5 protein-coding genes are annotated in these 4,719 nt (G+C 69.7%); 2 read left to right on the top strand and 3 right to left on the bottom strand.

Annotated features, from left to right (window positions below; translation table 11 throughout):
• Positions 1-392, top strand: a 392-nt coding sequence (locus tag ACQY7V_RS01210; RefSeq protein ID WP_428638520.1) for a biotin transporter BioY, incomplete at its 5' end; no start/stop codon positions are given.
• A 243-nt stretch (positions 393-635) separates the two neighbouring features.
• On the opposite strand, the gene tadA is transcribed toward ACQY7V_RS01210, so the two are convergent.
• Positions 636-1,748: a tRNA adenosine(34) deaminase TadA gene (tadA, locus tag ACQY7V_RS01205; RefSeq protein WP_428638522.1), complete on the bottom strand. Its 1,113-nt coding sequence runs from the start codon at positions 1,746-1,748 to the stop codon at positions 636-638.
• Between the two features lie 70 nt (positions 1,749-1,818).
• Between tadA and upp the strand changes: the two genes are divergently transcribed.
• On the top strand, positions 1,819-2,457 hold the full coding sequence (gene upp / locus ACQY7V_RS01200; protein WP_154475366.1) for a uracil phosphoribosyltransferase: 639 nt from the start codon (positions 1,819-1,821) through the stop codon (positions 2,455-2,457).
• A gap of 172 nt (positions 2,458-2,629) precedes the next feature.
• Here upp and ACQY7V_RS01195 read toward each other — a convergent pair whose 3' ends face one another.
• Both ACQY7V_RS01195 and ACQY7V_RS01190 read right to left on the bottom strand, forming a co-directional pair.
• Entirely contained in the window at positions 2,630-3,430 is an 801-nt protein-coding gene (locus tag ACQY7V_RS01195; protein WP_235361829.1) for an AIM24 family protein, read from the bottom strand.
• A gap of 187 nt (positions 3,431-3,617) precedes the next feature.
• Positions 3,618-4,544, bottom strand: coding sequence for a sulfurtransferase (locus ACQY7V_RS01190; protein WP_428638518.1), 927 nt, complete (start codon positions 4,542-4,544; stop codon positions 3,618-3,620).
• Between the last annotated feature and the right edge of the window lie 175 nt (positions 4,545-4,719).

Genomic DNA, 4,719 nt, shown 5'->3' with positions numbered 1-4,719 from the left:
TGGTGTACGCGGCCCTCGGAGTCGCGGGCCTCCCCTGGTTCGCCGGCTTCGGCGGCGGGCCCGCCTACGTCCTCCAGCCGTCCTTCGGCTTCATCCTCGGCTTCATCCCGGCGGCATGGGTCGTCGGCCGCTTCTCGGAGCGCCGCTGGGACCGCAGGCCGCTCGCCTCGCTCGGGGCCTTCGGGCTAGCCTCGGCGATCCCCTTCCTCGTGGGCGTCCCGTGGATGTGGGCGGTCCTCCGCTTCCTCCTCGGCAAGACGCTCGGCCTGATGGCGACCCTCGAGGCGGGAGTCCTCCCCTTCCTCCCGGGCGGCGTCGTCAAGTGGCTCCTCGCCTCGGCGATCCTCACCGGCGCGTGGAAGGTCATCGAGCGCCCCGCAGCGACCCGCTGAGCGGCCCGGCCTCCCGCCCGCTCCCCTCCGCCGAGATCATCACTTTCACCCGTCGAAAGCATCACCTTCACCCGTCGAAAGCATCACCTTCGTCGATCGAAAGCATTACCGCTTGCCGAGCGGCCTCCCGGCCCCGACACTGCCCTCGCGGAACGCCGCTTTCGCGAAGCAGCGCTCCCGCGAACGGGCGAACTCTGTCATGCCCTCGGATCACCGCAGGCGATGCTCCCGGGGAGGGCGGCGTCAGTGCCTCGCGTTCCCCCGACGCCGGCTCCTCACGGGCACGCCGGCCACGAAAACCGACGGGCCCTCCTGGCCCAACGGCTTCTTCAGAGCCCGGGGCTGCGAAGCAGGGGGAGTCGCCGGCGCAGCGGGCCGGGCCGCGAGCGCAGGGGCGGGCGCGGCGGGCGCCATCGGCTTCGGCTCGACCGCCATCGGCTTCAGCTCGGGCGCCCGAGAGGAAATCGCAGCGAACTCCTCGAAAGTCGGGAGGGGCCGATTCGGAGCGAGGGAGCGCACCTGCTGGCGGGCTCGCGGATGCGAGGCCGCGGAGGCTCCCCGGGCATGAGATGAACCCTCGGCGGGCCGCAGTCGCCCCGGAAGCGACGGCCGAAGCGCCGGATCCTGCGACGAGGGCGCAAGGGGCGCAGCAGCATCAGGCGAATACGAGGACCGCTCACCCGTGTCCTGAGCCGCTCGCCCGCCCTCGGCCACTGATTTCGGAGCAGGAGGGGGCGGAACCGCAGCCGTCGCCAAAGCCGCCGGCACCGGCACGGAACCCGAAGCCGCCGAGTCCGACGCCACCAAGTCAGAATCCGACACCCACGAGGCGACGCGCTCGAAGCTCGGCACCTGCGCCGGTTCGGCCGCGAGGGCCGCGCGCCCGCTCGGCTCGGACGAGGACTCGCGCCTGCCCTCGAAGAAGGCCCTGAGCTGAATCGTCGCCTCGGAGGCGAGGACCCCGCCGATGACCTCGACGCGGTGATTCATCCGCGAATCATGCAGGACATCGCGAAGCGAACCGGCAGCACCGGCCTTCGGGTCCCATGCGCCGAAGACGACGCGATCCACGCGCGCAGCGAGCGCGGCACCCGCGCACATCGTGCAGGGCTCAAGAGTGACGACCAGAGTGCACCCCACGAGATTCCAGCGCTTGAGGGTGCGGCCCGCCTCGCGCAGGGCGTTGATCTCCGCATGGCCGCAGGGGTCGTGCTCGCCCTCGCGCGTGTTCCACCCGGTACCGACGATCCGACCCAGCGAATCGACGACGACGGCCCCCACCGGGACGTCGCCCGACTCCCTCGCACGGTTGGCTAAGAAGAGCGCGCGGCTCATCGCATCTCGATAACGCTTCATGGCTGTCACAGACCCAAGAGTAGCGGCCCCGGGCGTGTAAGAGGGAGGGGGGACGCGGTAGCCTTGGAGCATGCGCCTTCACGTTGCTGACCACCCGCTCATCGCCCACAAGCTCACCGTCCTGCGGGACCGGAACACCCCTTCCGCGACCTTCCGCCAGCTCGTCGACGAACTCGTCACGCTCCTCGCCTACGAGGCGACCCGTCACGTGTCCGTCACCGAACGGGCCATCAACACCCCGGTCGCCCCGACGATCGGCCGCAAGCTCTCCGAACCGCGCCCGATCGTCGTGCCGGTCCTGCGCGCGGGCCTCGGCATGCTCGAAGGCATGACCCGCCTGCTCCCGACGGCCGAAGTCGGCTTCCTCGGCATGCGCCGCGATGAAGACACCCTCGAGATCGAGACCTACGCGAACCGTCTGCCCGACGATCTGTCCGGCCGCCAGTGCTTCATCCTGGACCCGATGCTCGCCACCGGCCACACGATGGTCGCCGCAACGAACTACCTGCTCGAACGCGGAGCCAAGGACGTCACCTGCGTGTGCCTGCTCGCGGCCCCGGAGGGTCTGAAGGTCCTCGAGGAGTTCATCGGCGATCGCGCCGAGGTCTCGGTCGTCGTGGCCGCCGTCGACGATCACCTCAACGAGAAGTCGTACATCGTCCCCGGCCTGGGTGACGCGGGCGATCGCCTCTACGGCATCGTCGACTGACCGCTGTTCGCGCAGTGCGGGCCGTCCTCCTTCGCGAGGGCGGCCCGCACTGCGCATCGGATCGTCGCCGGGTCGTCCGGGTGAACGGGGGGCGGCGTGCCGCGGGGCGCCGAGGGCGGGACGGCGAGGCGGATCGGGCCTCGCCCGACCCGTCACTCGGCGAGCACGGCCCTCACTCGCCGGACATGGCCGCCGCCGACGCGAGGTTCGTCGCGGCGACCGGCGACATGAGGACCCGACCCGTACCGCGGTAGACATTCACCAGGCCCTCGCCCGACGCCATCGAGCCGATGAGCGAGCGTCCTGAGCGCTCGACGGTGAATTGCAGGCTCGGCGACCACGCCACCGCGAGCGGGCCGTCGATGCGGAGCTCATCCTCGTTGAGATCGACGGCGATGAGCTCGGCAGCCGGAACTGCGCACTCGAGTGCGACGACACCGGAGCCGAACAGCCCGAGGTTGAAGAGCCCCTCCCCTCCGCCGACGGCCGAGGACAGGTTGGAGCGGGCGATGAGCTTGTGCTCGATGCCGGCATCGCAGGCGAGGAACATCCCGTCCTCGACGACGAGTCCGCCGCCCCACTGGGCAAGATCCTGCAGGATGATGTGCCGCGTCGTCGGCTCCAGCACGACGAGGCCCGTGCCGGAATATTCGGGCTTGATCGCGGACTCGCCGGTCACCGCGCCCCGGAACATCTTGCCGATGAAGTCGCCCGCGCCTTTGACGCCGGTGTTCGCGGACACGCGCCCGGCCGTCCATTGCATCGCTCCGGCTTGAACCGTCACCGCGCCGCCCTGGAGTCCGATGACCAGCTGCTTGCGGCGCACATTCATCTGAGATTCGAAGAAGGCGCGCTGCGCGCTCGCGGTATCGACCGAGAGATCCTTCGCGTACTCGATGACCGAGAAGACACCGATCTGGGCGATGGTCGTGATGTCGTCATTGTCGGTGAAATTGTGGATCTGGAAAGTCATGAGGGTCCTTTGTCTCGACGGCCCGGACGGGTTCCGCCATTCATCCTAGAGCCCGCGAGCAGGCCCGGTTATCGGTGCCGAGCGCGGGAAGGGTCCCGCTGCTTGCTTCACCGGGCATTTTGAGGTCGAAGCGCGTAAAAAACGCCGTGAAGCAAGCACCGGGAGCCGAAGGGCCAAGACGCCCTCCTCATTCCACCGGCCGGGCCGGATCGGTGATCCAATCGCTCCACGAACCCACGTACAGTGCGGCCCCCTCGAGGGCACCGCTCGCTTCAGCGGCGAGAATGACGTGACTCGCCTGAAGGCCCGAACCGCAGTAGACGCCCACGTCGCCGGCATCGAGGGCGCCGACGCTCTCGAAACGGTCCACGAGCTCCTCCGAGTCGAGGAATCGTCCGGATTCATCCACGAGGGACAGGGCGGGAAGGGAACGCGCACCCGGAATGTGCCCGGCAACGGGGTCGACCGTCTCGTCCTCCCCGCGGAATCGATTGGCCGGTCGCGCATCGAGGAGCACTCCCGACGCGCTGATGCGCGCCGCACCCTCCGCGTCGATCAGGGGGCGGTGCCCGGCGACGGCACGGAAGTCGCCCGGGACGGCGTCGACCTGCCCGGTATGGACCGGGTAGCAGGCGTCCCGCCACGCCTTCCATCCGCCGTCGAGGACGCGGACATCCGAGTGCCCCGCCCAGGTGAGGAGCCACCAGGCGCGAGCGGCGGCGATCGAGAACCAGTCGTCGTAGACGATGACCGGACGCTCGCCGCTCACCCCCGCCAAGCGCATGGCGGTCTCGAAGACATCGAGGTCCGGAATGGGGTGGCGTCCTGTTCGCCCCGGTCGATGCGGTGCGGCGAGCGCCTCGTCCAGCGATACGTAGACGGCTCCCGGGATGTGCCCCGCGAGGTACTGGGCCCGTCCATCGACCTGCGATCCCGGGCCCGGGTAGCGGATGTCGAGGATGACGGGGGAATCCGGACCGGGCGAAGCGGCGGGGCGCTTCGAGGAGTCGATGAGCACGGGAATCGACCCCGTGACGGGGAACTCCCCGGGGTCGAGGTCGAGCAGGGCGACGAGGCCCTCGACGGAGAGGAGGGGTGAGCTCGAAGTGGCCATGGCCACACAGTACCCGTCGGCCCTGCCTCTTCTCGGCGGATGTCACGACCTGGGACTCGCCAACATCCCGGACATCCGAGGCGCTGATGTCCGATTCCCACTGAAACCCGCCCGCATATGACCGACTTGCGGCCAAGGTCCGGAACGCAGCGGTGGGGCCCGCGCGTTGCGAGCG

Source organism: Schaalia sp., from assembly GCF_050312375.1.
Taxonomy (GTDB): domain Bacteria; phylum Actinomycetota; class Actinomycetes; order Actinomycetales; family Actinomycetaceae; genus Pauljensenia; species Pauljensenia hyovaginalis.
Note: the sequence above shows the minus strand (reverse complement) of the source record. Positions and strands in the feature narration are given on the sequence as shown.